This is a genomic window from Streptomyces sp. NPDC058401, assembly GCF_042722885.1.
Taxonomy (GTDB): Bacteria; Actinomycetota; Actinomycetes; order Streptomycetales; family Streptomycetaceae; genus Streptomyces.
This window is the reverse complement of sequence record NZ_JBHXKA010000125.1, coordinates 1-23,736: the sequence shown is the minus strand read 5'-3', so window position 1 is coordinate 23,736 and position 23,736 is coordinate 1. Positions and strand designations below refer to the sequence as shown.

Sequence of the window (23,736 nt, the reverse complement as noted above, 5' to 3'; positions counted from 1 at the left end):
GCTACATGCAGCGCCCGCAAACGGGGTCCGGGGCGGAGCCCCGGTTTCGGGAAGGGGCGGGGTGGGGGAAAGCTCCGCGCAGCGGACGCCGCTACAGCAGGCCGTGCCGCATGGCGGTCGTCACCGCGGCCGTGCGGTCGGCGACCTCCAGCTTGCCGAAGATGCGCAGCATGTGCGTCTTGACCGTGGACTCGGCCACGAAGAGACGGCGGCCGATGTCCGCGTTCGTCGCCTTCTCCGCGACCAGCCGCAGCACCGCCACCTCCCGCTCGGAGAGCCGCGGCAGCGACGGCCGGGCGCGGAGCCGGTCCACCAGCCGGCCCGCCACCGTCGGCGCGAGAACCGTCTCGCCCCGCACGGCCGCCCGGACCGCGGCCGCCAGTTCCGCCCGCGCCATGTCCTTCAGCAGGTAGCCCGCCGCCCCCGCCTCCACCGCCCGCAGGATGTCCCGGTCCTCCTCGTACGTGGTCAGCACCACGACCCGTACCGGCAGCCGGGCCGCCGTGATGCGGGCGATCGATTCGACTCCGTCGCCGCCCGGCATCCGCAGGTCCATCAGGATCAGGTCCAGGCCGCCTCCGGGGGCCAGCCGCGCGGCCAGGGCCTCCGCCTGCGGACCGTTCGCGGCCTCCGCGACGACCTCCAGGTCCGGTTCGGCGCTGAGCATGCCGCGCAGCCCCTCCCGTACCACCGGGTGGTCGTCGGCCAGCAGGATGCGGATCATCTCGTACGGCTCCTCAGCGGATCGGGAGGGTGACGGTGACGGTGGTGCCGGCCGAGGCGGCGCTGTCGACCGCGGCCGTGCCGCCGATCTCGGCCGCGCGGGCGGACAGGCCCCGCAGGCCGTAGCCCGGTGCGGGGGCGGCCGGGTCGAAGCCCCGGCCGGTGTCCCGGACCGTGAGGGTCAGGGCGGAGGCGCCGTAGGCGAGGGACACCGTGCAGCGGGCCAGCGGTCCGGCGTGCTTGGCCGCGTTCGACAGGGACTCCTGGCAGGAGCGCAGGGCCACCACCTCCAGGACCGCGGCCAGCGGCCGGACCTCCCCGGTCACCGAGACGGCCGCCGGCGGATCCTGCCGGGCCGCGAGCCGCCGTACCGCGTCGGGCAGCGAGCCGCCGTCGAGATCGGCGGGCGCGCCGCCCGCCACCAGGGCGCGGGCCTCGGCCAGGTTCTGCCGGGCGGTGACGGCCATCAGTTCCAGATGGTGCCGGGCCCGCTCCGGATCGGTGTCCAGCTCCGACTGCACGGCCTGTACGAGCATCAGCAGACTGGTGAAGCCCTGGGCGAGGGTGTCGTGGATCTCGCGGGACATGCGTTCCCTTTCGGCGTGGGCGCCGCGTTCGGCGGAGAGCCGGGCCACCTCCTCCCGGCTGGCGTCCAGTTCCGCGATGAGGGAGGCCCGGTCCTGGCTCTGCTCGATGATCCGGACGGTCCAGGCACCGAAGAAGGCGGAGAAGGCGAAGGTGACGAGCGCGCTGATCGCGCTCACGAAGAGGTGGATGCCCTCCGGCCGCCACAACAGTGCCCAGCCGGCCACCGGCAGCAGCGACACCAGGGCCACCGCACCGATCGCGCGCCGCAGGGGAAGCAGCATGAAGCACTGCGGGACGAGGGCGAAGGTGATCAGCCGGGTCTCGCCGGCGAGGGAGGCGGCGGGCAGGAAGAGGGCCAGCGCCACGCCCAGGTAGCGGGTGGTCGAGCGGGGTTCGGCGCCGGGCGCCCGCACGAGGAGCGGGCGTCCGGCGCTGAGGAACCAGGGGACCAGGAGGGCGAGCAGGCCCACCGCGAGGACCCGGTACGGCAGCGCCGGGAAGTCCGCGCCGAGGATGAAGGCCGCGGTGGCGACCCACACGACCGCGAAGTAGAGGACCCACGGCCCGAACGCGCGGTCCCAGACGTGGGACTCGCGCGCTCCGGCCGCCTTGGCGAAGACGGTCAGCCGTCGCGGTGGCTCTTCCACCTGAAGGTCAGCAGGCACAGCACCAGCCCTCCGACGACCCAGGCCCCCAGGACCAGGGCGACCCGCCCATACTCCCAGCCGCCGGCCTGTTCGAGAACGGCCGCGGACTCGGGCAGGAACACGCCCCGCAGCCCCTGGCACATCCACTTGAGCGGGAACAGCGCGCCGATGTTCAGCAGCCAGTCGGGGATCTGGTTGACCGGGATGTAGACGCCGGAGATGAACTGGAGGACCAGGAAGGGCAGGACGACCACCGAGCTCGCGCTCTTGCCGGACTTGGGCAGACTGCTGATGGCGATGCCGAGCAGGGCGCAGCCGGCCAGACCGAGGACGAAGATCCAGCCGAAGGTGAGCCACTTCCCGGTGGTGGCCGGGAGGTCGAGGCCGAAGAGGGTCATGCCGACGAGCAGCAGGATCGCGGTCTCGGCGAGCCCGGTGGCGAGCACCATCCAGACCTTGCCGAGGAAGTACGCGGCCGGGGGCATCGGGGTACCGCGCAGGCGCCGCAGCACCTTCTCGTCGCGTTCGACGGCGATGGAGATGCCGAGGGACTGGAAGCTGGTGGACATGATTCCGGCGGCGACCATGCCCGCCGCGTAGAGCTGGGAAGCGTTGATCCCGGTTCCCTCGACCGTGCCGCTGAAGATCGAGGCGAAGAGGGCGAGGAAGACGATGGGGAAGGCGAAGGTGAAGATCACGGCGTCGCGCTGACGGGCGAACTGCTTGATCTCCAGGGCCCCTCGGGACAGGCCCAGGGCCCAGGCGCCGGGCAGGGCCGGGGCCGGCTTGGTGACGTCGGTGCTCATCGGGCTTCCTCCGGCTGCGTGAGGGCGGGCCGTCCGGGGCGGCTGTCGGGGCCGGCCTGGTCGGGCAGGTCCGCCCGGTCGAGCCGGCCCGTGAGGCGCAGGTACACGTCCTCCAGGGTGGGCCGGGCGATCTTCAGCCCCGGGATCTCGCCGTCGAAGCGGGCCGCCAGCTCGGTGACGGTCCGGGTGGGGGTCCCGGTGGCGATGCTGCGCGGGGTGCCGTCCGGGTCGGTCCACTCGACGGTGGCGCCGGAGCCGAAGCGGGTGCGGAGCTCGGCCGGTACCCCCTCGGCGACCACCCGGCCGCGGGCGATCACCGCGAGGCGGTCGGCGAGGGCCTCGGCCTCTTCCAGGTAGTGCGTGGTGAGCAGGACGGTCGTGCCGCCGTCGGCGAGCTGCCGGATCAGCTCCCAGAACTGCCGCCGGGCCGCCGGGTCGAAGCCGGTGGTCGGCTCGTCCAGGAGCAGCAGCTCGGGGTCTCCGATGACGCCGAGCGCCACGTCGAGGCGGCGCCGCTGGCCGCCGGACAGCCCCTTCACCCGTTCGTCGCGCTTGTGCTCCAGGCCCACGAGGGCGATGACCTCGGCCGGGTCCCGAGGGGCCGGGTAGTAGCGGGCGAAGTGCCCGACCGTCTCCCGTACGGTGAGTTCGGCGGGCGCCGACTCGTCCTGCCAGACGATCCCGACGCGCGAACGCCAGGCCCGCCCGGCCCGCGCGGGGTCCGCCCCCAGGACCGAGACCTCGCCGCCGTCCCGGGCCCGGTGCCCCTGCAGGATCTCCACCGTGGTGCTCTTGCCGGCGCCGTTGGGCCCCAGGAGGCCGAAGACCTCGCCCCGCCGGATCGTCAGGTCCAGTCCGTCCACCGCGGTGACTGCGCCGTACTGCTTGCGGAGCCCCCGTACTTCCACCGCGTTCTGTGTCATGTCTCCCATGGTGTGGCGGAAGCCCGGCCACCGGTCCCCCCGTGCGTACCCCCTCCCGTCCGTCGAACGGTGGACAGTCCGGGCGGGTACGGCACAATGGCCGGTGCTTGTTGACCTTGCAGATGTGGAGCGGGCGGGATGACGACACGAGGGACCGAACGAGGGACCGACACGGACACCGCCGCCGAGCCGCGGACGGCCGTCGGCGGCAGCCGGGCGCTCGCCCTGCTGCTGGTGATCACGGGAGCCGCGGGACTGCTCGCCGCCTGGGTCATCACGATCGACAAGTTCAAGCTGCTGGAAGACCCGAACTTCACCCCGGGCTGCAGCCTCAACCCGATCGTCTCCTGCGGCAACATCATGAAGAGCGACCAGGCCGCCGTCTTCGGCTTCCCGAACCCGATGCTGGGGCTGGTCGCCTACGGCATGGTCGTGTGCGTCGGCATGAGCCTGCTCGCACGGGCGCGCTTCCCCCGCTGGTACTGGCTCACCCTGAACGCCGGGATGCTCTTCGGCGTCGGCTTCTGCACCTGGCTGATGTACCAGTCGCTGTACAACATCAACTCGCTGTGCCTGTGGTGCTGCCTCGCCTGGGTCGCCACCATCGTCATGTTCTGGTACGTCACCTCGCACAACGTCCGCAACCGGCTGCTGCCGGCCCCGGGCTGGCTGCGCGCCTTCTTCGACGAGTTCACCTGGGTGCTGCCCGTCCTGCACATCGGGATCATCGGCATGCTGATCCTGACCCGCTGGTGGGACTTCTGGACCTCCTGAGCCTCCCGGGCCTCCCGGGCCTCCCGGGCCTCCCGGGCCCGGCCGACGTGCCGGGCGGGAGTGTCGGTGGCCTCGCATAGGCTTCCGGTGTGGAACCAGATCTCTTCACCGCCGCCGCCGAGGACCGCCAGGCGAAGGACCCCTCCAGTTCTCCGCTCGCCGTCCGGATGCGCCCGCGCACCCTGGACGAGGTCGTCGGTCAGCAGCACCTGCTGAAGCAGGGCTCCCCGCTCCGGCGGCTCGTCGGGGACGGGGCGGGCGGTCCCGCCGGTGCCTCCTCGGTGATCCTCTGGGGCCCGCCGGGCATCGGGAAGACCACCCTCGCGTACGTGGTCAGCCAGGCGACGAAGAAGCGGTTCGTCGAGCTGTCCGCGATCACCGCCGGGGTGAAGGAAGTACGGGCCGTCATCGAGGGCGCCAAGCGGGCGGCCGGCGGATACGGCAAGGACACCGTCCTCTTCCTCGACGAGATCCACCGCTTCAGCAAGGCGCAGCAGGACTCGCTGCTGCCGGCCGTGGAGAACCGCTGGGTCACGCTGATCGCCGCGACCACGGAGAACCCGTACTTCTCGATCATCTCCCCGCTGCTGTCCCGCTCGCTGCTGCTGACGCTGGAGCCGCTGACGGACGAGGACCTGAGCGCCCTGATGCACCGGGCGCTCACGGAGGAGCGGGGCCTCGGCGGCGCGGTCACCCTGCCGCCGGACGCGGAGGCGCACCTGCTGCGGATCGCCGGCGGCGACGCGCGGCGCGCGCTGACGGCCCTGGAGGCGGGCGCGGGCTCGGCGATCGCCAAGGGCGAGCCCGAGATCAGCCTCCAGACGGTGGAGGAGGCCGTCGACCGGGCCGCGGTCAAGTACGACCGGGACGGCGACCAGCACTACGACGTGGCCAGCGCGCTGATCAAGTCGATCCGGGGCTCGGACGTGGACGCGGCGCTGCACTATCTGGCGCGGATGATCGAAGCGGGGGAGGACCCCCGGTTCATCGCGCGCCGGCTGATGATCTCGGCGAGCGAGGACATCGGGCTGGCCGACCCGACGGCCCTGCCCCTCGCGGTGGCGGCCGCCCAGGCGGTGGCGATGATCGGCTTCCCGGAGGCCTCGCTCACCCTGTCGCACGTGACGATCGCGCTGGCCCTGGCCCCGAAGTCGAACACCGCGACGACCGCGATCGGCGCGGCGCTGGCCGATGTCCGGGCGGGTCTGGCGGGATCCGTGCCGGCGCACTTGCGTGACGGGCACTACAAGGGGGCGGCGAAGCTGGGGCACGCCGTGGGGTACGTGTACCCGCACGACGTGCCCGGCGCGATTGCTGCGCAGCAGTACGCGCCGGACGAGGTCCACGGGAAGCGCTACTACGAGCCCACCCGGTACGGGGCCGAAGCCCGCTACGCCGACGTGGTCGAAAAGGTCCGCGAGCGGCTCCGCGGCGCCGGGTCCTGACCCGCGGCACCGTTCCCGGGGACCAGTCCCCGGACCCCTGCTCCTCTGACCGCTGGAAAATCCAGCCCCTCCGGCGTTTGAGGAGCGGGGTCTGGGGCGGAGCCCCAGGGAACGGTGGAAGGGCGGGTAGGGGACTTCGCCCCGCGCAGCGGCGTCGTGTCGCGGGCGCCGGGTACGAGGGCCGGGCCTAGGCTCCGTCGCATGGGACGTGCCACCGCGTGGATCGCCGCGAGCGCAGCCGTACTGCTGCTCGGCGGCTGCCACCACGGAGACGCCGAGAGGGCGCAGGCCAGCGCCGCCGCACTCGTCGCCCAGGTCCCCCTCGCGAGCCCCGGCTTCCCGCCCACCGCGGCCGCCGCCAAGGCCGGGCTGGGCGGGCTCAAGGTGGAGTGGGGCAAGAACTGGGAGACGTACAAGCGCGAGAACTTCGGCAAGTACTGGTCCGACGAGACCGACGCCATCGGCGGCCGCAACGGGTGCGACACCCGCGACGACGTCCTGCGCCGGGACCTCCGGGAGCTGCGCGAGGGCGACAGGAACCCTTGCGTCGTGCTCTCCGGAGTGCTGAAGGACCCGTACACGGGGAAGGAGCTCCCCTATACCTACCGCCGGGCCTCGCAGATCCAGACCGACCACGTCGTCGCCCTGGGCGCCGCCTGGCGCGGGGGCGCGTACGCCTGGACCCCGCAGCGGCGCCTGGAGTACGCCAACGACCTGGACGTGCTGCTCGCCGTGGACAAGCAGACGAACTACGAGAAGAGCAGCAAGACCGCGGACAAGTGGAAGCCGCCCCAGAAGGGCTACTGGTGCGAGTACGCGCGGCGGTACACCGGCATCAAGGCGAAGTACCGGCTCTCGGTGACCCCGCCGGAGAAGCAGGCGCTGCAGGAGATGCTCGCGACCTGCCCGTAGGCCCGCCGCCCGGAGCCCCGCCCGGCTAGCCGGCGAACAGCGTGCTCATCGCCCGGCGCAGGCCGCAGACGTCGGTCACCGGCTCCGGGAAGTCGAAGCGGGCGTCGAAGGCGGTGGCGCCGCGGGTGAAGCGCACGCGCAGGCCCAGCCGGTCGAGGGCGAGCGGGATCGCCGTCAGGTCTGCCGCCTCCCGGGTGCCCAGCAGGGCGCACAGGTCACCCATCCGGTCTCCGTGCGAGGAGGCCAGGTGCTGGAGGAGCTCCGTCTCGTGGGCCACCATCGGGTCGGGCTCGGCCGCGGCCAGCAGCTCCGGGTCCACGTGCTCGGCGCCCCACAGGTCGTCCACGGAGATCTCGCCGACCTCCAGGCGCAGCAGCATCCACGCGGGCCGGCCGGAGGCCGTGGCGTCGAGCGACTCGGACATCCCGAGGAGTTCGCCGACCGGGTGGCGCTCCGCCAGCAGGGCCGCGCAGGCCGCCCGTTCTTCGGCCCCGCGCACCGGTGTGAGCCACCCGGCGAGCCAGGCGCGGCCTCGGATACGATGGGGCACGGACACCGGCGCCACATCCGTGATCTCGATCACGGCGGTGAGGTCGTCGTCCTGGGCGTGAGCGGCTGCCCTGGCAGCCACGGATTCCCCTGATACCAGGAGAATCACGTCCCCGTCCGGGGTGACGGTCCTTGCGGCCGGCAGCCCTGTCCCGAGCTCCTCCCGGTCATAAGCACCCGGGAGCGTGAGGGATACTGAGGCGTTGGACTCTACGAGGGTTCGTACGCGTTCGGCTCCGGTGAGCTGCCGAACGCCTTCCCTGGGACGCGGCTGACCTTGCCTATCGTCGCCGAAAGCAGATCCTGTTTCGTTTGGATCTGAACTTCGGTGCGCACTGGGCAGGGGGATCCCATGTGGTCGAGACATTACGTCCTCCTCGCTAAGGTAAGCCTCACCTAACTTACATGGAGGTAGGTTCCACGTGAACCAGAAGCGACCCAAGGTCAAGAAGTCGCGTGCCCTCGGCATTGCGCTGACCCCGAAGGCCGTCAAGTACTTCGAGGCCCGCCCCTACCCGCCGGGCGAGCACGGCCGTGGCCGCAAGCAGAACTCGGACTACAAGGTTCGTCTGCTGGAGAAGCAGCGTCTGCGCGCTCAGTACGACATCTCTGAGCGTCAGATGGCCCGCGCGTACGACCGCGCCAAGAAGGCCGAAGGCAAGACGGGCGAGGCGCTGGTCGTCGAGCTCGAGCGTCGCCTCGACGCCCTGGTCCTGCGTTCGGGCATCGCCCGCACCATCTACCAGAGCCGTCAGATGGTCGTTCACGGCCACATCGAGGTCAACGGCGACAAGGTCGACAAGCCGTCGTTCCGCGTCCGTCCGGACGACGTCATCACGGTGCGCGAGCGCAGCCGCGAGAAGGTTCCGTTCCAGGTTGCCCGTGAGGGTGGCTACGCAGGCGAGGGCGAAACCCCGCGTTACCTGCAGGTCAACCTGAAGGCCCTGGCCTTCCGCCTGGACCGCGACCCGAACCGCAAGGAAATCCCGGTCATCTGCGACGAGCAGCTCGTCGTCGAGTACTACGCCCGCTGATCGAGCAACACCAGCGGACGTAGCCTCACAGGCTGGTTCAGCCCGCCGGTTCCCCCTCGGGGGAGCCGGCGGGTTTCCTGCTTTTCGCCCCCGGGTGCGCCATCGGCCGCTCCGCGGCGGCGCGCGGCCTCGGCAGCGGCCCCGCCGTGACGGGCGCCGGCTCAGGCCCCCGCAGTGCGCGCTCCACGAGGGCGTCCAGCGACAGGGTCCGGCCGTGCCGGGCGCAGGACGCGTACCGCTCGGCGCCCAGCAGTTCGCCCGCCCGCTCCTGGCACATCAGCCGCGGGGCGTTGAAGTACCCCGAGCCGAACAGCCGCATCCCCACCCCGTCCCACAGCGGCTCCGCCGCGCCCTGGAGCACCGCCGCCTCCGCCGGATGCCCCTCGGCCACCGTGACCAGCGCCAGCAGCTCCACCGCCAGCACCAGCCCGACCAGATCGCGGAAGGTGTGGTTGATGGCCACGCACTCGGCCAGCAGCCGCCGCGCCTCGGCCGTGCCCCCGGTGTCCAGCGCCGCGTACGCCAGGACGTACAGGGCGTACGCCTTGGTCCAGCGCTCCCCGCGCTCCTCGCAGATGTCCCGGACCTCCCGGCACAGGGAGAGCGCGCCCGCCAGGTCCCCCTGGAAGGCCAGCGCCATCGCCAGCTCCACCTGGCACATCAGCACGTTGCTGTTGAGCTCCCCGGCCTCCCGGTAGCGCTCCAGCGCCGAGCCCAGCAGCTCCCCGGCCCGGGTCATGTCGTCCGAGACCAGGGACAGGCAGCCCATCCGGTGCACGGCGTACGCCGCCGCCACCGGGTTCTCGCTCCGCGCGGCCCCGTCCCGGCACTCGTACAGCGCGCTCATCGAGGCCACCGAGTCGCCCTGGAGGGCCGCGACGTACCCGAGCACCCACAGCGCCTTGAGCCGGGAGCTCTCGTACTCCGGCCCGGCGAGCCCGAGGTCGCCCTCCAGGGTCCGGTCCAGCCAGTGCCGGCCCTCGGTGAGCCGGCCGCAGCCGGCCCAGAAGAACCACAGGGTGCCCGCCAGGTACTGGCCCAGGTGGATCTCCTCCGGCTCGTCCAGGCAGCACTCCAGCGCGAGCCGCAGGTTCGGCAGCTCCGCCTCCACCAGCGCGGCCACCTCCTCCTGGCGCGGACTGAACCAGTCCAGCTCGCACCAGGTCGCCAGGCCCATGTACCAGTCCCGGTGCCTTCGCCGCAGCCGCCGGGCGTCGCCCAGCGACTCCAGCCAGCCCGCCCCGTAGATCCGTACGCTCTCCAGCATCCGGTAGCGGACCCCGGCCGGCGTCTCCTCCCGGACCAGCAGGGACTGCCCCAGCAGCTCCCCGACCAGGTCCAGCACCGAGTCCACCGGCAGGTCGGGCCCCGCGCACACGTACTCGGCGGCGTCCAGGTCGAACTGCCCGGCGAACACCGAGAGCCGCGCCCACAGCAGCCGCTCCCCGGCCGTGCACAGCTCGTGGCTCCAGCCGATCGCCGTGCGCAGCGCCCGGTGCCGGGGCAGCGCACCGCGCGAGCCGCCCGTCAGCAGGGCGAAGCGGTCCTCCAGCCGGGACAGCACCTGGGCCGGCGACAGGGTGCGCAGCCGGCCCGCGGCCAGCTCCAGCGCCAGCGGCAGGCCGTCGAGGCGGGCGCAGAGCTCGGCCAGGAGGGCCCGGTTGGCCTCCGTCAGGGCGAAGGCGGGGTCGGCCGCCGAGGTCCGCTCGATCAGCAGGGCCAGGGCCTCCTCCGGATCCAGCGGGGCCAGCGGCCAGGACAGTTCCCCGTCGAGGGTCAGCGGCCGCCGGCCGGCGGCGAGCACGCGCAGGCCGGGGGAGCGGCGCAGGAGGTCCCGTACCAGGTCCGCGGTCTCGTCGACGAGCTGCTCGAAGCCGTCCAGGACCAGCAGCAGCCGCCGCTCGGCCAGGTGTTCGGCAAGGACCGCCCGGGGCGGCCGGGTGGTGTGGTCGGTCAGCCCGAGGGCCTCGGCGAGCGTCAGCTCCAGCAGCGCCGGATCCCGTACGGAGGCCAGCTCGGCCAGCCACACCCCGTCGAAGTAGCGTTCCTGCGCCGGATCCGCGGGGCCGCCCGCATCGGAAGGGCGGACCGGACCGGCCGCCGCGTCGGCCGCCGCCCTGGCCGCGGCCAGGACCAGGCGGGTCTTGCCCACGCCGCCCGCGCCGGTCACCGTGACCAGCCGCGAGGCGTCCAGCAGCCGCCCCAGTTCGGAGAGCTCCCCGCCCCGCCCGACAAAGCCGCTCAGGTCCGAGGGAAGATTGCCCGGCGTCCTTCGTGGAATGGGTCTTTGTCGCATGGGACACGGAGCGTACTGGTCCGCGTGCGCTGCGTACAACGCGGGTCGGTCCGGGGCGCCCGGCGCGGGCGGCGCCCCGGAATTCCGGTACTGCGGCGGATCTCCGGCGCGATAGGGTCGGAGGACGACTTTTTCGCTTGGTGATCAATCTGTAGAGAGCGGTGTGCACGTGTCCGGTGGAGAGGTGGCCGGGATCCTCGTGGCCGTCTTCTGGGCCATCCTGGTCTCGTTCCTCGCCGTGGTGCTGGTGAGGCTGGCCCAGGTGCTCAAGGCGACCACCAAGCTGGTGGCCGACGTGACCGAGCAGGCCGTCCCGCTGCTCGCGGACGCCTCCACCACCGTCCGCTCCGCCCGCACCCAGCTCGACCGGGTCGACGCCATCGCGAGCGACGTACAGGAAGTCACCTCCAACGCCTCCGCCCTGTCCTCCACCGTGGCGTCCACCTTCGGCGGCCCGCTCGTCAAGGTCGCGGCCTTCGGCTACGGCGTCCGCAAGGCGCTGGGCAAGGGCGGGAGCAAGGGCGGGGCGACCCCCGAGGACGCGCCGGGCAAGACCTCCCGACGGACCGTGATCGTGGGCCGTACGGTGCCTGCGGCCCGGCGCCGGAAGCAGAAGGGCTGAGATCTCCGATGTTCCGCCGAGCCTTCTGGTTCACCGCCGGCGCGGCCGCCGGCGTGTGGGCCACCACCAAGGTCAACCGGCAGCTCAAGAAGCTGACGCCGGAGAGCCTCGCCGCCCAGGCCGCCGACAAGGCGATCGAGGCGGGCCACCGCCTCAAGGACTTCGCCCTCGACGTCAAGTCGGGAATGTCGCAGCGCGAGGACGAGCTGAACGACGCACTGGGACTCCAGCAGGATCCCGACCTGCCCGCCAACGTCACCGCCCTTCCCGGGCCGCGGAGACTGCGGGCCATCGAGCACGACCAGACCAAGAACCAGTTTTCGAAGGTTACGTACAACCGGAATGAGGACCACTGATGGAGTCGGCTGAAATCCGCCGCCGCTGGCTGAGCTTCTTCGAGGAGCGCGGTCACACCGTTGTCCCTTCGGCGTCGCTCATCGCGGACGACCCGACTCTGCTGCTGGTGCCCGCGGGCATGGTGCCGTTCAAGCCGTACTTCCTCGGCGAGGTCAAGCCGCCCGCGTCCACGCTCACCAGCGTGCAGAAGTGCGTCCGTACGCCGGACATCGAAGAGGTCGGCAAGACCACCCGCCACGGCACGTTCTTCCAGATGTGCGGCAACTTCTCCTTCGGTGACTACTTCAAGGAAGGCGCCATCAAGTACGCCTGGGAGCTGCTCACCAGCTCCGTGGCGGACGGTGGCTACGGCCTGGAGCCCGAGAAGCTCTGGATCACGGTCTACCTCGACGACGACGAGGCCGAGGCCATCTGGCGCGACAAGGTCGGCGTTCCGCAGGAGCGCATCCAGCGCCTGGGCAAGAAGGACAACTTCTGGTCCATGGGCGTCCCGGGCCCCTGTGGTCCCTGCTCGGAGATCAACTACGACCGCGGCCCCGAGTTCGGCGTCGAGGGCGGCCCCGCCGTCAACGACGAGCGCTACGTGGAGATCTGGAACCTGGTCTTCATGCAGTACGAGCGCGGCGCCGGCGACGGGAAGGAAGACTTCCCGATCCTCGGTGACCTGCCGTCGAAGAACATCGACACCGGTCTCGGCCTCGAACGCCTCGCCATGATCCTGCAGGGCGTACAGAACATGTACGAGACCGACACCCTGCGCGTGGTCATGGACAAGGCCACCGAGCTGACCGGCGTGCAGTACGGCGCCGCCCAGGGCACGGACGTCTCGCTGCGCGTGGTCGCCGACCACATCCGCACCTCCGCCATGCTCATCGGCGACGGCGTCACCCCCGGCAACGAGGGCCGCGGCTACGTGCTGCGCCGCATCATGCGCCGAGCCATCCGCAACATGCGCCTCATGGGCGCCACCGGTCCGGTCGTCCAGGACCTGGTCAACGTGGTCATCGAGACGATGGGGCAGCAGTACCCGGAGCTCGTGACCGACCGCAAGCGCATCGAGACCGTCGCGCTCGCCGAAGAGGCCGCCTTCCTCAAGGCCATCAAGGGCGGCACCAACATCCTCGACACCGCCGTCAGCGAGACCAAGGCCGCCGGCGGCACGATCCTGGCCGGCGACAAGGCGTTCCTGCTCCACGACACCTGGGGCTTCCCGATCGACCTCACCCTGGAGATGGCCGCCGAGCAGGGCCTCGCCGTGGACGAGCCCGGCTTCCGCCGCCTGATGCAGGAGCAGCGCGACCGCGCCAAGGCCGACGCCAAGGCCAAGAAGACCGGCCACGCGGACATGTCCGCCTACCGGGAGATCGCCGACGGCTCCGGCGCCACCGAGTTCACCGGCTACGCCACCAACCAGGGCGAGTCCACCATCGTCGGCCTCCTGGTCAACGGCGTCTCCGCGCCCGCCGCCTCCGAGGGCGACGAGGTCGAGGTCGTCCTGGACCGCACCCCCTTCTACGCCGAGGGCGGCGGCCAGCTCGCCGACCAGGGCCGCATCAAGCTCGACTCGGGCGCCGTCATCGTCGTCCGCGACGTGCAGCAGCCGGTGCCCGGCGTCTCCGTGCACAAGGGCTCCGTCCAGGTCGGCGAAGTGACGGTGGGCGCCTCCGCGTACGCCGCCATCGACATCCAGCGCCGCCGGGCCATCGCCCGCGCCCACTCGGCCACCCACCTGACGCACCAGGCCCTGCGCGACGCGCTCGGCCCGACGGCCGCCCAGGCCGGTTCCGAGAACTCGCCCGGCCGCTTCCGCTTCGACTTCGGCTCGCCGAACGCGGTGCCCGGCTCGGTCCTCACCGACGTGGAGCACAAGATCAACGACGTGCTCTCGCGCGAGCTCGACGTCACCGCCGAGATCATGAGCATCGACGAGGCGAAGAAGCAGGGCGCCATCGCCGAGTTCGGCGAGAAGTACGGCGAGCGCGTGCGCGTCGTGACCATCGGCGACTTCTCCAAGGAGCTGTGCGGCGGCACCCACGTCGGCAACACCGCCCAGCTGGGCCTGGTGAAGCTGCTCGGCGAGTCCTCCATCGGCTCCGGCGTGCGCCGCGTCGAGGCCCTCGTCGGCGTGGACGCCTACAACTTCCTCGCCAAGGAGCACACGGTCGTCGCCCAGCTCCAGGAGCTGGTCAAGGGCCGTGCCGAGGAGCTTCCGGAGAAGATCGCCTCCATGCTCGGCAAGCTGAAGGACGCCGAGAAGGAGATCGAGAAGTTCCGCGCGGAGAAGGTCCTCCAGGCCGCCGCCGGTCTCGCCGCCGGCGCCCAGGACATCCGCGGCGTCGCCCTCGTCGTGGGCACCGTGCCGGACGGCACCGGCGCCGACGACCTGCGCAAGCTGGTCCTCGACGTCCGCGGCCGCATCCAGGGCGACCGCCCGGTGGTCGTGGCCCTGTTCACCACGGCCAACGACCGTCCGCTGACCGTCATCGCCACCAACGAGGCCGCCCGCGAGCGCGGTCTCAAGGCCGGCGAGCTGGTCCGTACGGCCGCCAAGACCCTCGGTGGCGGCGGTGGCGGCAAGCCGGACGTGGCCCAGGGCGGTGGCCAGAACCCGGCCGCCATCCCCGAGGCCATCGCCGCGGTCGAGCGCCTCGTCGTAGAGACGGCCTGAAGATGACACTGCGCCGCGGCCGCCGTCTGGCCATCGATGTCGGTGACGCCCGGATCGGGGTCGCCTCGTGCGACCCCGATGGGGTGTTGGCCACACCGGTGGAGACCGTTCCGGGCCGGGACATCCCCTTCGCCCACCGGCGGCTGCGGCAGCTCGTCGCGGAGTACGAGCCCATCGAGGTGGTGGTCGGTCTGCCCCGTTCGCTCAGCGGGCGGGAAGGGCCGGCCGCGGCCAAGTGCCGCGCCTTCGCCACGGAACTCGCCAAGGGCATCAAGCCCGTGACGGTGCGTCTGGTGGACGAGCGGATGACGACGGTCACCGCCGCCCAGGGCCTGCGGGCCTCGGGGAAGAACGCGAAGAAGAGCCGGTCGGTCATCGACCAGGCTGCCGCCGTGGTGATCCTGCAGAACGCCCTGGAGACCGAACGGGTATCAGGTAATCCGCCCGGTGAGTGCGTCGAAGTGGTTGTCTGATCGCGATACGGTAACGTTCCGCGCGATGTGACGGCATTCGAACAGCCGTCGCCCATCAGAAGAGGCGGAACCGTGTGTCGCGGCAGACGGAGTCGCGGCCAACGCCCTGCGGCGCGCTAGGGGATCGATGACTGAGTATGGCCGGGGCCCTGGCCCCGAACCGTGGCACCCCGAGGACCCGCAGTACGGGGACCAGGGGTGGACCGGGCACGAGGCCCAGCAGGGTCAGACGCCCTACGTCGCAGGCCCGCAGCAGTACCAGCAGCAGGAGCCCCAGCCCCAGCAGGCCTACTACGCGCAGCAGCAGGGCCAGTACCCGCAGGCCCAGCAGATGCCGTACCCGCAGCAGCAGGTGCCGTATCCCCAGCACCCGCAGCAGCACGCCCAGCACCCGCAGCAGCACCAACAGCACGCCCAGCAGCAGGAGACGTACGGGGGCCAGGGCCAGGTCTGGGACACCGGGCAGGGCCACTACGCCCAGGCCCCGCAGGCCGCCGACCCGTACGCGGGCGCGGATCCGTACGCGCAGCAGCAGACGAACGGCTACCCCGGCGAGGCCCCCGACCTCTACGGCACCCCCGAGGCCTTCCCGCCGCCGCGGCCCCCGAGCATGCGGCACCTGGACACGGCGGAGGACTGGCCGGAGGAAGAGGCCAGGACCGACGGGACCGCGGACTCCTTCCTCGCGGGCGGAGACGGTGGCGAGGACGACGGTGACGGCGACGACGGCGGACGCGGCGGCCGCGGCGGCCGCCGGTCGGGCCGCTCCGGCGGCCAGCCGAAGAAGCGCAGCGGCATGGCCTGCCTCATCGCGGCCGTGGTCATCGTCGGCGTGCTCGGCGGTGGCGGCTACTACGGCTACGGCTACCTGAAGGACAAGTTCGGCGCGGCCGAGGACTTCGCGGGCGCCGGCATCGACGAGACCGTCGACGTGGAGATCCCCAAGGGCGCGGGCCTGGGCCAGATGGGCCGCATCCTCAAGGAGCAGGGCGTCGTCGCGAGCGCCCAGGCGTTCGTGGACGCGGCGAGCGGCGTCAAGGGCGGCATGTCCATCCAGCCCGGCATCTATCCGCTGCGGAAGAAGATGTCGGCGGCCGCCGCGGTCGAGGTCATGACCGACCCCTCCAAGCTGCACGTCCTCACGGTCTCCGAGGGCATGCGCAACAGCACGGTCTACGACGCGATCGACAAGAAGCTCGAGAAGCCGGCCGGCACCACCAAGGACATCGCCTCGAAGGAGGCCAAGTCCCTCGGCCTGCCGGCCTGGGCGAACAACGACCCGAAGATCATCGACCCGCTCGAGGGTTTCCTGTACCCGGCGCGCTACGACCTGAAGAAGGACACCACACCGGAGTCCCTGCTCAAGCAGATGGTCAAGAACGCCACGGACAAGTACACGGAGCTCGGGGTCGAGGGCAAGGCCAAGGAGCTGGGGCTGGAGAACCCGCTCCAGGTGATCACGGTCGCCAGCCTCGTCAACGCCGAGGGCAAGAACCACGACGACTTCCGGAAGATGGCGGAGGTGGTCTACAACCGCCTCAAGAAGACCAACGACGTCACGAACCAGAAGATCGAGTTCGACTCGACGTACAACTACGTCAAGAACCAGAGCGAGATCAACTTCAACCTCACCGAGGCGAAGGCCTTCGTGAACCCGTACAACACGCACAACGTCAAGGGCCTGCCCCCCGGCCCGATCGGGAACCCGGGCGCGGACGCGCTGGCCGGTACCCTCGACCCGGACCACGGCGGCTGGATGTTCTTCGTGTCGGTCGACGAGAACAAGACGACCTTCACCAAGACCTACGACGAGCACCTCAAGCTCGTGGCCGAGTTCCAGGCACGGCAGAAGCAGAAGAACGGCGGGTAGCAGGACATGTCACGGATACGGGCCGCGGTGCTGGGTTCTCCCATCGAGCACTCCCTCTCGCCGGTGCTGCACCGCGCCGCGTACCAGGAGCTCGGCCTCGGGGAGCGGTCGTACGACCGCTTCGAGGTCGACGAGGCCGCGCTCCCCGGCTTCATGGCCGGGCTCGGCCCCGAGTGGGCCGGGCTGTCGCTGACCATGCCGCTGAAGCGGGCGATCATCCCGCTGCTCGACGAGATCAGCGATACGGCCGCCTCCGTGGAGACGGTCAATACCGTCGTCTTCACCGAGGACGGCCGCAAGGTCGGCGACAACACCGACATCCCCGGCCTGCTCGCCGCCCTGGGCGAGCAGGGAGTCCAGAAGGTGGAGTCCGCCGCCGTCCTCGGCGCGGGCGCCACCGCCTCCTCGGCGCTCGCCGCCCTGGCCCGGATCTGCACCGGCGAGGTGACCGCGTACGTACGCTCCGAGGCCCGGGCCGCGGAGATGCGGGCGTGGGGCGAGCGGCTCGGCGTGGACGTCCGGACGGCCGACTGGTCGCGGGCGGCCGAGGCGCTCGCCGCGCCGCTGGTCATCGCCACCACCCCGGCCGGCGCCACGGACGAGCTGGCCGCCTCCGTGCCCGCCGACGCGGGCACCCTCTTCGACGTCCTGTACGACCCCTGGCCCACACCGCTGGCCGCGGCCTGGACGGGGCACGGCGGCAAGCTCCTCGGCGGCCTCGACCTCCTGGTCCACCAAGCGGTCCTCCAGGTCGAGCTGATGACCGGCTGCCCCACCGCTCCGCTCACCGCCATGCGCGCCGCGGGCGAGGCGGCGCTGCGCGCCCGCCACTGAGCGGACCGCAGTCCCTTCCTGGATCCACAGGTCACCCCGGGCCCGGGTGCGCCGCCGTCCGATAGCTGGACCGAGGGCGGTGTACGGGCCCGGACATGGGAGGATCGGGTGTAGGCGGGTCCGGGCCGCGCACCCGATCGCGCCATCGATGAATCAGGCGCGAGCACGAGGAGCATCGTTGAGCAGGTTGCGTTGGCTGACGGCCGGGGAATCTCACGGCCCGGCTCTGGTAGCGACGCTGGAGGGGCTTCCCGCCGGCGTCCCGGTCACCACAGAGCTGGTGGCCGAACACCTGGCGCGGCGCCGGCTCGGCTACGGCCGCGGTGCCCGGATGAAGTTCGAGCAGGACGAGATCACCTTCCTCGGCGGTGTCCGCCACGGCCTGTCGCAGGGCGGCCCGGTCGCCGTGATGATCGGCAACAGCGAGTGGCCCAAGTGGGAGACCGTGATGTCGGCCGACCCGGTCGACCCCTCGCTCCTCAAGGAGACCGGCCGCAACGCCGCGCTGACCCGCCCCCGCCCCGGCCACGCCGACCTCGCGGGCATGCAGAAGTACGGCTTCTCCGAGGCCCGGCCGATCCTGGAGCGCGCCAGCGCCCGTGAGACCGCCGCCCGCGTCGCCCTCGGCGCCGTCGCGCGCTCCTTCATCAAGGAGGTGGCCGGCATCGAGATCGTCTCCCACGTGGTGGAGCTGGCCGCCGCCAAGGCCCCGTACGGCGTCTACCCGACCCCCGCCGACGTCGAGAAGCTCGACGCCGACCCGGTGCGCTGCCTCGACGCCGACGCGTCGAAGCAGATGGTCGCGGAGATCGACCAGGCCCACAAGGACGGCGACACCCTCGGCGGCGTCGTCGAGGTCCTCGCCTACGGCGTGCCCGTCGGCCTCGGCTCGCACGTGCACTGGGACCGCCGCCTCGACGCGCGCCTCGCGGCCGCGCTCATGGGCATCCAGGCCATCAAGGGCGTCGAGGTCGGCGACGGTTTCGACCTCGCCCGCGTGCCCGGCTCGCAGGCGCACGACGAGATCGTCTCCACCCCCGAGGGCCTCAAGCGCACCACCGGCCGCTCCGGCGGCACCGAGGGCGGTCTGACCACCGGCGAGCTGCTGCGCGTGCGCGCCGCTATGAAGCCGATCGCGACCGTGCCGAAGGCCCTCGCGACCGTGGACGTCGCCACCGGCGAGGCCACCGTCGCGCACCACCAGCGTTCCGACGTCTGTGCCGTGCCCGCCGCGGGCATCGTCGCCGAGGCCATGGTCGCTCTGGTGCTGGCCGACGCCGTCGTGGAGAAGTTCGGCGGCGACTCGGTCCCCGAGACCCGCCGCAACGTCCGCTCGTACCTCGACAACCTGCAGATCCGGTGACCGGCGCCCGTACGACCGGACCCCTGGTGGTCCTCGTCGGCCCCATGGGGTCCGGCAAGTCCACCGTGGGCGAGCTGATCGCCCAGCGGCTCGGAGTCTCCTACCGGGACACCGACGCCGACATCGTCGCGGCCCAGGGCCGGGAGATCTCCGACATCTTCATCGACGAGGGCGAACCGTACTTCCGTGAGCTGGAGCGGGAGGCGGTCGCCGCCGCCGTCGCCGGACACGAGGGGGTACTCGCCCTCGGCGGCGGCGCCGTCCTCGACGAGAAGACCCGCGAGCTGCTGACCGGGCTGCCCGTGGCCTACCTCTCGATGGACGTCGAGGAAGCCGTCAAGCGCGTGGGCCTCGGCGCCGCGCGCCCGCTGCTCGCCGTCAACCCGCGCCGCCAGTGGCGCGATCTGATGGACGCCCGGCGCCCCCTGTACACCGAAGTCGCGCGCGTCGTGGTGGCCACCGACGCCCGCACCCCCGAAGAGGTCGCCCAGGCGGTCCTCGACGCTCTGGAGTTGAAGAACGCATGACAGACCAGGTGACGCGGATCCAGGTCGGCGCGAGCGCCGGACACGACGCGTACGAGGTGCTGGTCGGCCGGCAGCTGCTCGGCGAGCTCGGCTCCCTGATCGGTACGAAGGCCCAGCGGGTCGCCGTGATCCACCCCGAGGCCCTCGCCTCGACCGGCGAGGCCCTGCGGGACGACCTCGCCGCGCAGGGGTACGAGGCCGTCGCCATCCAGGTGCCGAACGCCGAAGAGGCCAAGACGGCCGAGGTGATGGCGTACTGCTGGAAGGCGCTGGGCCAGTCCGGCTTCACCCGCAGCGACGCCATCGTCGGCGTCGGTGGTGGATCCACCACCGACCTCGCGGGCTTCGTCGCGGCCTCCTGGCTGCGCGGGGTGCGCTGGATCGCCGTCCCCACCACCATCCTGGCGATGGTGGACGCGGCCGTCGGAGGCAAGACCGGCATCAACACCGCCGAGGGCAAGAACCTCGTCGGCGCCTTCCACCCGCCGGCCGGCGTGCTCTGCGACCTGGCCGCGCTGGACTCGCTGCCGGTCAACGACTACGTCAGCGGCCTCGCCGAGATCATCAAGGCCGGATTCATCTCCGACCCGGTGATCCTCGACCTGATCGAGGCGGACCCCGAGGCGGCGCGCACGCCCGCCGGCCCGCACACGGCCGAGCTGATCTGCCGCTCCATCCAGGTCAAGGCCGACGTGGTCTCCAGCGACCTCAAGGAGTCGGGCCTGCGGGAGGTCCTGAACTACGGGCACACCCTCGCGCACGCCATCGAGAAGAACGAGCGCTACAAGTGGCGCCACGGCGCGGCCGTCTCGATCGGCATGGTCTTCGCCGCCGAACTCGGCCGCCTCGCGGGCCGGCTCGACGATGCGACGGCCGACCGGCACAAGGCGGTCCTGGCCTCGGTGGGGCTGCCGCTGACCTACCGCGGCGACCAGTGGCCCAAGCTGCTGGAGAACATGAAGCTCGACAAGAAGTCCCGGGGCGACCTGCTGCGCTTCATCGTCCTGGACGGGCTGGCCAAGCCGACCGTCCTGGAGGGCCCGGACCCGGCCGTCCTCGTGGCGGCCTTCGGCGAGGTCACCGCCTGATCCAGGTCAATGCCTGATCCGGTTCGGGCCGGTGCGAACCGGCCCGAACCGTCCTGAACCGGCCGTCCGCCCGACCGGGTGACCCGGGAAGCCGCCGGGGTCATATAACGTTCTCGCATCAGTCGTGGTGGAACGAGACGGAGTGGCAGCGGATGCAGCAAGGAGTGGGAGGCGGTGGCTGGGAGCCGCCGGGGAGCCGGCAGCCCGCGGCGCCCCCGCAGCCGGGAGTACCGCCCGTCGCGGGCTGGCCCGTGACTCCCGCGCCCTCCGCGCCCGCGGTGCCCCTGGCCGCTCCGGGTCCGCCGGACGGGTTCACCGGACACGTCCCGCTGCCGCCCGCCGCACCCGGCACCGGCGGAGCCGTCCTCGCGGTCCTGCTGATCGGCCCCGCGGGGGCCGGCAAGACCACGGTGGCCCGCCACTGGGCCGGCACCCGGCCCGTCCCCACCGCGCACGTCAGCCTCGACGACGTACGGGAATGGGTGTGCTCGGGCTTCGCGGACCCGCAGGCCGGGTGGAACGACCACTCCGAGGCCCAGTACCGCCTCGCCCGCCGCACCTGCGGCTTCGCCGCCCGCAACTTCCTGGCCAACGGGATCTCCTGCATCCTCGACGACGCCGTGTTCCCGGACCGGCCGGTGGTGGGCCTCGGCGGCTGGAAGCGCCATGTGGGCCCCGCGCTGCTGCCCGTCGTACTGCTTCCGGGCCTGGAGATCGTCCTGGAGCGCAACGCCGCCCGCTCCGGCAACCGGCGCCTCTCCGACGAGGAGGTCGCGCGGATCCACGGCCGCATGGCCGGCTGGTACGGATCCGGGCTGCCGATCATCGACAACTCCCACCTGGACGTCGAAGGCACCGCCCGGGCCCTGGACGAGACCCTGGCCCGGGCCATCTCGCAGCCGGCCTATTGACGGGCCGGCCTGCCCCATCCCCGCCCGCAGGGCCCGGCCCGGCCCCCGTACGGCTGCGCTCACCAGGCCGGATGCGCGCAGCGCTCGTAGGCTCGGAAACATGTCAGACGTGTACGCGGCCCGCCGGGGCCTGCTTCGCGACCGCTGTGCGGCCGCCGGAAACGCCGCCGCACTCATCACGCGTCCGGCGAACGTCCGTTACCTCTCCGGGGCGTCGCCGCTGGGCGCCGTGCTGCTGGTCGGCCCGGGCGGCGAGGACATGCTGTTCTGCGCCGGGCAGCCCTCCGGGGAGGCCGACGAGGGAAGGCTCGACGAGAACCTGCGGTTCTCCGTGCTGGCCGGGCCCGGGGCGGATCCCGCCGTCGCGGCGGCCGACGCGGCCTCCGCGGCCCGCGCCGATTCCCTCGCCGTCGAGGAACACCACCTCACCGTCGGCCGGCACCGCGCCCTGAGCTCGGTGGCGCCCGGACTGCGCCTCGCGGATCTGGGCAACGCCGTGGAACAGCAGCGCCTCGTCAAGGACGAGGAGGAGATCGCCTGCCTGCGGATCGCAGCCGAGATCGCCGACCAGGCCCTCGGGGAGCTGCTCGAATCGATCCTGGTGGGCCGCACCGAACGGCACCTCGCGCTGGAGCTGGAACGCCGGCTCGTGGACCACGGGGCGGACGGCCCGGCCTTCCCGACCTCCGTCGGCACGGGCCCGCATTCCGGCCGTTCCCGGCACCGGCCCTCGGACAGGCGGGTCGAGGAGGGTGATTTCCTCTCCGTCTGCCTCGGTGCGAACTACCGGGGCTACCGCTGCGAGATCGGCCGCACCTTCGTGATCGGCACGACCCCCGCCGACTGGCAGATCGAGCTCTACGACCTGGTCTTCGCCGCCCAGCGGGCGGGCCGGGAGGCCCTGCTGCCCGGGGCCGCGTACCGAGATGTGGATCACGCGGCCCGCTCCGTGCTCGACTCCGCAGGTCACGGCGAGGCCCTCGCGGCGTGGACCGGACACGGAGTCGGTCTCGAAATCGACGAGGACCCGCAGCTTGCACCTACGGCCATGGGTAAACTGGACGCTTGCGTGCCGGTCACCGTCGAACCGGGGGTTCACCTCCCCGGCCGGGGCGGTGTCCGGATCGATGACACGCTCGTCGTGCGCCCCGAGGCGGACGGCGGTCCCGAGCTACTCACCATTACGACCAAGGAGCTGCTCGCGCTCTAGCCCGCGTCGCCGGGCTGTGCGCGCATCCGTGGTCTTCCAGTGCAGGAGATTCCCAAACCGTGGCTTCCACGAACGACCTCAAGAACGGCATGGTGCTCAAGCTCGACGGTGGCCAGCTCTGGTCCGTCGTCGAGTTCCAGCACGTCAAGCCCGGCAAGGGCCCGGCCTTCGTGCGCACCAAGCTCAAGCACGTGCTCTCCGGCAAGGTCGTCGACAAGACGTTCAACGCCGGCACGAAGGTCGAGACGGCCACCATCGACCGCCGTGACATGCAGTTCTCCTACATGGACGGCGAGTACTTCGTCTTCATGGACATGAACACCTTCGACCAGCTGATGGTCGACCGCAAGGTCGTCGGCGACGCCGCCAACTTCCTGATCGAGGGCTTCACCGCCTCCGTTGCCCAGAACGAGGGCGCGGTGCTCTACGTCGAGCTGCCGACCTCCGTCGAGCTGGTCATCGAGCACACCGACCCGGGTGTCCAGGGCGACCGCTCCACCGGTGGTACCAAGCCCGCGAAGCTGGAGACCGGCTACGAGATGCAGGTCCCGCTCTTCGTCAACACCGGCGAGAAGGTCAAGGTCGACACCCGCAACGGCGACTACCTCGGCCGGGTGAGCAGCTAACCGTGGCTGCCCGGAGCAACGCGCGCAAGCGCGCTTTCCAGATCCTGTTCGAGGCCGACCAGCGCGGGGTCTCCGTGCGCGAGGTCCTCGCGGACTGGGTCCGCCACTCGCGGTCGGACACCGACCGCCAGCCCGCGGTGAACGAGTTCACCATGGAACTCGTCGAGGGGTACGCCGACAAGGTGGACCGCATCGACGATCTGATCGCCACCTATGCCGTGGACTGGGACCTCGACCGCATGCCGGTCGTGGACCGGAACATCGTGCGCCTCGGTGCCTACGAGCTGATCTGGGTCGACGGGACCCCGGACGCCGTGGCCATCGACGAGGCCGTCCAGCTGGCCAAGGAGTTCTCCACGGACGAGTCGCCCTCGTTCGTGAACGGGCTGCTCGGCCGCTTCAAGGACCTCAAGCCGAAGCTGCGCCGCAGCGAGAGCTGACGCGCGCCGGTACGGCGTGAACGGAGGGGCCCCCGCCCACCCCCCCCGCC

The 23,736-nt window shown here is 71.8% G+C and carries 23 protein-coding genes; 17 read left to right on the top strand and 6 right to left on the bottom strand.

Annotated elements, in window-relative coordinates:
* Nucleotides 1-91: 91 nt before the first annotated feature.
* From ACFWNV_RS32125 to ACFWNV_RS32110, 4 genes are read right to left on the bottom strand one after another with little or no spacing between them, the layout of a single operon-like run.
* Nucleotides 92-724 carry a response regulator gene (locus ACFWNV_RS32125; protein ID WP_383953871.1) on the bottom strand — a complete coding sequence of 211 codons (633 nt, stop codon included), beginning with the start codon at nucleotides 722-724 and terminating at the stop codon, nucleotides 92-94.
* Nucleotides 725-737: 13 nt separating this feature from the next.
* A complete protein-coding gene (locus ACFWNV_RS32120; RefSeq protein WP_383953869.1) occupies nucleotides 738-1,976 on the bottom strand; it encodes a sensor histidine kinase in 1,239 nt (412 codons plus the stop codon).
* A complete protein-coding gene (locus tag ACFWNV_RS32115) occupies nucleotides 1,934-2,764 on the bottom strand; it encodes an ABC transporter permease (protein WP_383953867.1) in 831 nt (276 codons plus the stop codon). The genes ACFWNV_RS32120 and ACFWNV_RS32115 overlap by 43 nt, the downstream gene beginning before the upstream one ends.
* Nucleotides 2,761-3,687: an ABC transporter ATP-binding protein gene (locus ACFWNV_RS32110; protein ID WP_383953865.1), complete on the bottom strand. Its 927-nt coding sequence runs from the start codon at nucleotides 3,685-3,687 to the stop codon at nucleotides 2,761-2,763. Before ACFWNV_RS32110 ends, ACFWNV_RS32115 begins: the two co-directional genes overlap by 4 nt.
* A gap of 138 nt (nucleotides 3,688-3,825) precedes the next feature.
* On the opposite strand from ACFWNV_RS32110, the gene ACFWNV_RS32105 reads away from it, so the two are divergent.
* From ACFWNV_RS32105 to ACFWNV_RS32095, 3 genes are all read left to right on the top strand, one after another.
* Nucleotides 3,826-4,461, top strand: coding sequence for a vitamin K epoxide reductase family protein (locus ACFWNV_RS32105; RefSeq protein ID WP_383953863.1), 636 nt, complete (start codon nucleotides 3,826-3,828; stop codon nucleotides 4,459-4,461).
* Nucleotides 4,462-4,550: 89 nt separating this feature from the next.
* The gene (locus ACFWNV_RS32100; protein WP_383953861.1) at nucleotides 4,551-5,906 is read left to right on the top strand and encodes a replication-associated recombination protein A; all 1,356 of its coding nucleotides are present in this window, start codon (nucleotides 4,551-4,553) and stop codon (nucleotides 5,904-5,906) included.
* 201 nt (nucleotides 5,907-6,107) lie between these two features.
* Entirely contained in the window at nucleotides 6,108-6,818 is a 711-nt protein-coding gene (locus tag ACFWNV_RS32095) for an HNH endonuclease family protein (RefSeq protein WP_383953859.1), read from the top strand.
* Nucleotides 6,819-6,843: 25 nt separating this feature from the next.
* Here ACFWNV_RS32095 and ACFWNV_RS32090 read toward each other — a convergent pair whose 3' ends face one another.
* Nucleotides 6,844-7,734 (bottom strand): DUF2470 domain-containing protein, encoded by an 891-nt coding sequence (locus ACFWNV_RS32090; protein WP_383953857.1) that lies wholly within the window; start codon nucleotides 7,732-7,734, stop codon nucleotides 6,844-6,846.
* Between the two features lie 55 nt (nucleotides 7,735-7,789).
* Between ACFWNV_RS32090 and rpsD the strand changes: the two genes are divergently transcribed.
* Nucleotides 7,790-8,401, top strand: coding sequence for a 30S ribosomal protein S4 (gene rpsD / locus ACFWNV_RS32085; protein ID WP_112446798.1), 612 nt, complete (start codon nucleotides 7,790-7,792; stop codon nucleotides 8,399-8,401).
* A gap of 37 nt (nucleotides 8,402-8,438) precedes the next feature.
* On the opposite strand, the gene ACFWNV_RS32080 is transcribed toward rpsD, so the two are convergent.
* A complete protein-coding gene (locus tag ACFWNV_RS32080) occupies nucleotides 8,439-10,697 on the bottom strand; it encodes an ATP-binding protein (RefSeq protein WP_383953854.1) in 2,259 nt (752 codons plus the stop codon).
* A gap of 169 nt (nucleotides 10,698-10,866) precedes the next feature.
* Between ACFWNV_RS32080 and ACFWNV_RS32075 the strand changes: the two genes are divergently transcribed.
* From ACFWNV_RS32075 to nusB, 13 genes are all read left to right on the top strand, one after another.
* Complete coding sequence (locus ACFWNV_RS32075; protein ID WP_383953852.1) at nucleotides 10,867-11,319, top strand: DUF948 domain-containing protein; 453 nt, start codon at nucleotides 10,867-10,869, stop codon at nucleotides 11,317-11,319.
* A gap of 8 nt (nucleotides 11,320-11,327) precedes the next feature.
* A complete protein-coding gene (locus ACFWNV_RS32070) occupies nucleotides 11,328-11,675 on the top strand; it encodes a DUF6167 family protein (protein ID WP_383953850.1) in 348 nt (115 codons plus the stop codon).
* Complete coding sequence (alaS, locus tag ACFWNV_RS32065) at nucleotides 11,675-14,344, top strand: alanine--tRNA ligase (protein WP_383953848.1); 2,670 nt, start codon at nucleotides 11,675-11,677, stop codon at nucleotides 14,342-14,344. The genes ACFWNV_RS32070 and alaS overlap by 1 nt, the downstream gene beginning before the upstream one ends.
* A gap of 2 nt (nucleotides 14,345-14,346) precedes the next feature.
* A complete protein-coding gene (ruvX, locus tag ACFWNV_RS32060; protein WP_243334308.1) occupies nucleotides 14,347-14,817 on the top strand; it encodes a Holliday junction resolvase RuvX in 471 nt (156 codons plus the stop codon).
* Nucleotides 14,818-14,944: 127 nt separating this feature from the next.
* Nucleotides 14,945-16,687, top strand: coding sequence for an endolytic transglycosylase MltG (gene mltG, locus ACFWNV_RS32055; protein WP_383953846.1), 1,743 nt, complete (start codon nucleotides 14,945-14,947; stop codon nucleotides 16,685-16,687).
* Nucleotides 16,688-16,693: 6 nt separating this feature from the next.
* The gene (locus tag ACFWNV_RS32050; RefSeq protein WP_383953844.1) at nucleotides 16,694-17,521 is read left to right on the top strand and encodes a shikimate dehydrogenase; all 828 of its coding nucleotides are present in this window, start codon (nucleotides 16,694-16,696) and stop codon (nucleotides 17,519-17,521) included.
* Between the two features lie 178 nt (nucleotides 17,522-17,699).
* Nucleotides 17,700-18,884: a chorismate synthase gene (aroC, locus tag ACFWNV_RS32045; RefSeq protein WP_383953842.1), complete on the top strand. Its 1,185-nt coding sequence runs from the start codon at nucleotides 17,700-17,702 to the stop codon at nucleotides 18,882-18,884.
* Nucleotides 18,885-18,928: 44 nt separating this feature from the next.
* Nucleotides 18,929-19,411: a shikimate kinase gene (locus tag ACFWNV_RS32040; protein WP_383953873.1), complete on the top strand. Its 483-nt coding sequence runs from the start codon at nucleotides 18,929-18,931 to the stop codon at nucleotides 19,409-19,411.
* Nucleotides 19,408-20,499, top strand: coding sequence for a 3-dehydroquinate synthase (gene aroB / locus ACFWNV_RS32035; RefSeq protein WP_383953840.1), 1,092 nt, complete (start codon nucleotides 19,408-19,410; stop codon nucleotides 20,497-20,499). The genes ACFWNV_RS32040 and aroB overlap by 4 nt, the downstream gene beginning before the upstream one ends.
* Before the next feature lie 152 nt (nucleotides 20,500-20,651).
* Nucleotides 20,652-21,410 (top strand): AAA family ATPase, encoded by a 759-nt coding sequence (locus ACFWNV_RS32030; protein ID WP_383953838.1) that lies wholly within the window; start codon nucleotides 20,652-20,654, stop codon nucleotides 21,408-21,410.
* Between the two features lie 100 nt (nucleotides 21,411-21,510).
* Nucleotides 21,511-22,620: a M24 family metallopeptidase gene (locus tag ACFWNV_RS32025; RefSeq protein WP_383953836.1), complete on the top strand. Its 1,110-nt coding sequence runs from the start codon at nucleotides 21,511-21,513 to the stop codon at nucleotides 22,618-22,620.
* Between the two features lie 59 nt (nucleotides 22,621-22,679).
* Nucleotides 22,680-23,246 carry an elongation factor P gene (gene efp, locus ACFWNV_RS32020; RefSeq protein WP_383953834.1) on the top strand — a complete coding sequence of 189 codons (567 nt, stop codon included), beginning with the start codon at nucleotides 22,680-22,682 and terminating at the stop codon, nucleotides 23,244-23,246.
* Nucleotides 23,247-23,248: 2 nt separating this feature from the next.
* Nucleotides 23,249-23,686, top strand: a complete 438-nt coding sequence (gene nusB / locus ACFWNV_RS32015; protein ID WP_214948214.1) for a transcription antitermination factor NusB — start codon at nucleotides 23,249-23,251, stop codon at nucleotides 23,684-23,686.
* The last annotated feature ends 50 nt before the right edge of the window (nucleotides 23,687-23,736 follow it).